This window comes from Parablautia muri (assembly GCF_009917485.1).
Taxonomy (GTDB): Bacteria; Bacillota; Clostridia; order Lachnospirales; family Lachnospiraceae; genus Suilimivivens; species Suilimivivens muri.
On record NZ_QZDT01000112.1, the window covers coordinates 1 to 4,207 of the forward strand.

The 4,207-nt window shown below is 43.0% G+C and carries 7 protein-coding genes and 2 pseudogenes; 2 read left to right on the forward strand and 7 right to left on the reverse strand.

What is annotated here, in order from left to right; genetic code table 11:
* Positions 1-169: 169 nt before the first annotated feature.
* The 5 genes and pseudogenes from D5281_RS24110 to D5281_RS24130 all read right to left on the reverse strand — a co-directional run.
* Complete coding sequence (locus D5281_RS24110; protein WP_160562419.1) at positions 170-394, reverse strand: helix-turn-helix domain-containing protein; 225 nt, start codon at positions 392-394, stop codon at positions 170-172.
* 169 nt (positions 395-563) lie between these two features.
* The gene (locus tag D5281_RS24115; RefSeq protein ID WP_160562420.1) at positions 564-710 is read right to left on the reverse strand and encodes a hypothetical protein; all 147 of its coding nucleotides are present in this window, start codon (positions 708-710) and stop codon (positions 564-566) included.
* 222 nt (positions 711-932) lie between these two features.
* On the reverse strand, positions 933-1,334 hold the full coding sequence (locus tag D5281_RS24120) for a helix-turn-helix domain-containing protein (protein ID WP_330585314.1): 402 nt from the start codon (positions 1,332-1,334) through the stop codon (positions 933-935).
* A 217-nt stretch (positions 1,335-1,551) separates the two neighbouring features.
* On the reverse strand, positions 1,552-1,692 hold the full coding sequence (locus tag D5281_RS24125; RefSeq protein WP_160562421.1) for a Maff2 family mobile element protein: 141 nt from the start codon (positions 1,690-1,692) through the stop codon (positions 1,552-1,554).
* Positions 1,693-1,758: 66 nt separating this feature from the next.
* Positions 1,759-2,022 (reverse strand): annotated as a pseudogene (locus D5281_RS24130) (VirD4-like conjugal transfer protein, CD1115 family); the annotation flags it as partial.
* A 224-nt stretch (positions 2,023-2,246) separates the two neighbouring features.
* Here D5281_RS24130 and D5281_RS24135 point away from each other — a divergent pair.
* Positions 2,247-2,780: a GNAT family N-acetyltransferase gene (locus tag D5281_RS24135; protein ID WP_160562422.1), complete on the forward strand. Its 534-nt coding sequence runs from the start codon at positions 2,247-2,249 to the stop codon at positions 2,778-2,780.
* A 79-nt stretch (positions 2,781-2,859) separates the two neighbouring features.
* On the opposite strand, the gene D5281_RS24140 is transcribed toward D5281_RS24135, so the two are convergent.
* Complete coding sequence (locus D5281_RS24140) at positions 2,860-3,144, reverse strand: DUF6809 family protein (protein WP_160562423.1); 285 nt, start codon at positions 3,142-3,144, stop codon at positions 2,860-2,862.
* Positions 3,145-3,264: 120 nt separating this feature from the next.
* Between D5281_RS24140 and D5281_RS24145 the strand changes: the two genes are divergently transcribed.
* Positions 3,265-3,471, forward strand: a complete 207-nt coding sequence (locus D5281_RS24145; protein WP_129184072.1) for a ribbon-helix-helix protein, CopG family — start codon at positions 3,265-3,267, stop codon at positions 3,469-3,471.
* 72 nt (positions 3,472-3,543) lie between these two features.
* On the opposite strand, the pseudogene D5281_RS24150 reads toward D5281_RS24145, so the two are convergent.
* Positions 3,544-4,080, reverse strand: a pseudogene (locus D5281_RS24150) (DUF4368 domain-containing protein); the annotation flags it as partial.
* Positions 4,081-4,207 lie beyond the last annotated feature (127 nt).

The window sequence follows — 4,207 nt, forward strand, 5'->3', positions numbered from 1 at the left end:
CAAGGAAGAAATTTCCGGGTGGCTCTGAAGCGGGAAACTGGTGGCTCCCAAGGGGGATAATATTCAGCATGGCATAATACTGGCTTTTGAAAAATGCCAAAAATGGGCACAAAAAAAGGAAACCTTTTGTTGATTTCCTGTCTTAGTGTGCCGTCCTATGTAGCAGCGGTTATTCAGTTTTGGAGTATGGCTGTTCATCAAAACGGAACTTGAACAGGGCCACGACAAGCCGCTTTTTTATGCTGTCCTCGGTATCCCTGACGATATGCCCGTTTTCAATGGCGGCGATTCGGATACGCTTGCTGTAATGCCGTAAAACCTCGTCCACGGCTTCCGGCTCTCCGCTGGTCGCCCGGACAATCGTTTCATAGGGTAAAAGGTTCGGATTTCCCATGCGAAAGCACCTCCATTTTCCTTTGCGAGTACTCTCAGAAATTCGCAACCTTTGAAAACACCGGGTTTCCAATACACTCCATTTTTTTCTTCACCTCCACTTTTCAGTGGATTTTTAACATATTTTCTATATTGGACCTGGATCCGGTTATGGAATACCTTTCCGCTTTCTATTCCCCTGTCAGCAGGCCTGCTAAAAACCAGGTCCAGATCATCCGCTCCCTTATCCTTATGGTAATGCTCGGCTTCACCAGCCTGATCGCCTGGCTCCGGAAACCGAAAGCCGACAGCCTGCTTGCTTTCCTGGCCGGCTGCACCCCGGACTCCCTCCCTCCGCTGAGTAGACGATTCCCCCTTTCTCCCACATAGGGTGATATCTATATCTAGTTTACAGTTTTAGTTTTATTGTTCAGAGGGGCTGTTCACTTTTTGCTGTCGCCCCTTGATTACCAACCAGCAAGGGCAGATGAGCTATCAACGATGGGCGCAGCCCATTTACTTGCCGTTGACTGGCTCGGCTGGATTTGCTAAATGATTAGTTATTGAGTGCTTCCCCAAAGCCATTCTATATCGGGAAAGAACAAATGCAGAATAAAGCCTAAAATAACTATTCCCAGCAAAATGACACCAGCATAACAAAAGATTTTTATTAATTTTCTGGACTTGTTTTTTACATTTTCAACATCTAAATAAATTGACTCCACTTTCTCATCGGTTAAATTTTTATTGCGTACATCTTGAACATCAATATCTTTTACCAACTCATCTAAAGTCATATCAAAGTAGTCACTTAACATAACTAATCTTTGAAAATCCGGATAAGATTGCCCAGATTCCCACTTAGAGATAGTTTGTCTTGAAACCTGAAGTTCCATTCCTAATTCCTCTTGCGATAAACCTTTCATTTTTCTAATAGACATAAGTTTTTCATTAAATTTCACTTATAAAATCCTCCTTGCGTTTGTTGTATCAAGTATATAGTTTTCGTATTTTACTGGCAAGCAAGAAGTGTTGGCAATCTGTCAATTTGCTGTAACATCTCAAAATTTAAGCATTTTGCAAGTATATGTAAACTGGTCAAAACATAAGTGTAAGTATTTGTTGGCACACATATATTTGGAATAGTTAGGCTGCCGTCTATTTTTTATCTGTGTAACTTTATGGCACATGAGCATTCGCGCCAGGGTTGTCGTTGCCGTAACCTTCCAGCAGGTTGATAACGCCCCACACGCCAAGGCCAGCGCCCAGCGCGATTACAAGGACTTTCAGGGTTTCAATAGCGCTTGCAAAAAATTCCATAAATTACCTCCATAAATTTGTTGTGATTGGTTGGATAGGGGCAAAAAAAGCCCGCCGGTTGAAAAGTCAATCGGCGGGTGCATCAGACGCAGGCGGCGCTTTGAGTTCACAGCTTTCAAAAACGTTGTCCCATCGGACGGTCAATCTCCGGCTCAGATATTTTGCAATATCAAAAGCGTTCTTCTTGCTGGAATCCAGCCGGTATTTATATTGCGGATGTTTGGTAATGTCAAATTTGTCGCTGAAAAACGGCCTTACGCCCTGCACCTGCAAGATGCACTTGCCGCCGTCCATCACTGCCAATTCATCGGTTGACATCAGTTCTTTGCCACATTGTCAAGTGGTGAGTTCAATTTATATTGAGAAAAATAGGGTTGTATGTTAGAATACAAAGCAGCAAATCGTTAATCGGAGGAAACTTAAATGATAGACTTTATGTTGAATGTGTTTGCAGAGATTGCAGATTTCTTCATCAATTTCTGGGTAGACAAGGTTATTGATAAGTTTGCAAAAAAGAAACAAGTCAAAGATTATTAGTTTATGGAGCGTGTGACATGGAGAACAAAATATTTATAGCTGAAACGGAAAGACTAATTTTAAGAAGATACAAAAAAGAAGATGTTCAGGATTTATTTGAATATTTATCGGATAAGGAGGTTGTAAGATACGAACCATATAAACCGCAAACCTTCGATGAAACAGAAAAAAGTCTTGAATGGCGCATTGGTACAGATGAAATGATTGCTGTAGAATTGAAAAATTCCCATAAAATGATTGGAAATGTATATATGGGTAAACGTGACTTTGAAGCATTGGAAATAGGATATGTATTTAATCGAAATTATTGGGGATGTGGTTATGCTGCCGAAAGTTGCAAAGCATTAATCGAGCAGGCATTTTCCAATGGCATACATAGGATATATGCAGAGTGTGACCCCAATAATAAGAGTTCGTGGAAATTACTTGAAGCGTTAGGATTTCAACGTGAAGCCCATTTTAGAAAAAATGTGTATTTCTGGAAAGATGAAGCTGAAAGACCAATTTGGAAAGATACATATGTATACGCTAAGCTAAATGATAACACTTAAATAATTTCCAACTTATCAGCAATCCCCAAAAAGGCAGCCGCTCCCCTCAAAGCGTCTGCCTTTTCCTGTCCCCGTCCTTCTACTCGTCCCTGAAAACCTCTGCCATCATCTTTGCCTCCAGCTTAAAACCGTCAATGAACATTTCCGAGAACTCAAACGGGATTACGTCAAGCTGTTCATCCATGATTTTAATGAACCGCTCATCAAGGGGCGGCTCCAGCTTAGCCAGTAACTCGATAAAGTCCTCGTAGTGGTGGTAATTCCCCTGATGGATTTTCCGGTATTCCTCACCTCTGGAGGCATACTGTTCCGCCGGGAAGATTTCACCATTATAAAGCTGTTCCAGTATGTTCTTCTCTTCCATGACCTCCTTTTTATTTTGTAATACTATTATATATTACATATTTATATTTTATAGTGTGTTATATAGAAGTCAAGAAGAATCGTTTATAATAGTTGCAGAAACATAATACGGAGGTGTAACATGGCAGACAAGTTTGTGGTGCGTCAGAAGAAGCCCGACAAGAAGGAAGATAAGTCGGTGGTCATGACGTTGCGGATAGACCGGGAATTGCAGGAAGAATTTGACGCTCTGGCGGCAAAAAGCGACCGCTCCCGAAATGAATTGATGTGTATGGCTCTGCGCTATGCCTTAGACCACTTAGAGTTTATCCCGGAAGCCGGAGAGTAGGAAACCCGGCTTCTTTTTCGTGTACGGACAAAAAGAAAACCCTTCCCCCAAAAAGAGAAAAGGGCATTGCCGTTATTCTGTTACCGCCGGTATCTCCCCGACAAAGTTATAAATGATTTTGATTTCCTGAAACTTCTCCCCGTCAACCTTTTTCACCTCCCCCACCAGAATCCTGCTGATAAGGCGGTTTAAGATACCCTCGTCCAGTTCCCGGACTGCGGCGTACTGCCGGATTTCCCAGATAAAGGTGCGGACATCACTTTCCTGCTCATTGGAGCGGCGCAGGGAGAGGGTCAATTCTTTAAGCTGCTTCTGGTTTTCCTCCTGTTCCCGCTCCATTGCCGCCGCCAGCTTCACAAACCGCTGCTCGGACAGGATTCCCTTTGCCTTGTCGGTATACAGGTTCAGGAACATATCGTCAATCTCCCGGTTCCTTGCTTCCAGCCGCTCCCGTTCCTTCTCCATCTCCGAAGCGTCCGCCAGATACCGCCGCTCCATGCGGCTGCTAATCCGCTGGTAGAACGATTCCACGTCTTTAAGCGCCATTGCCGCAAGTTCCTGAATGTCCTTCAACACAAGATTGTATAAATCCCTTGCTTCCACCTTATGGTATTATTCTTTAGATTATCTACATCCCGAATCACCGTTTTTACCCAGATTAGTTGAATCTACGGATGTATCCAGCCAGGCGGAGAATCCGTCACTTTCTTTACATCTGCGTTTTCTGTGTTATCAT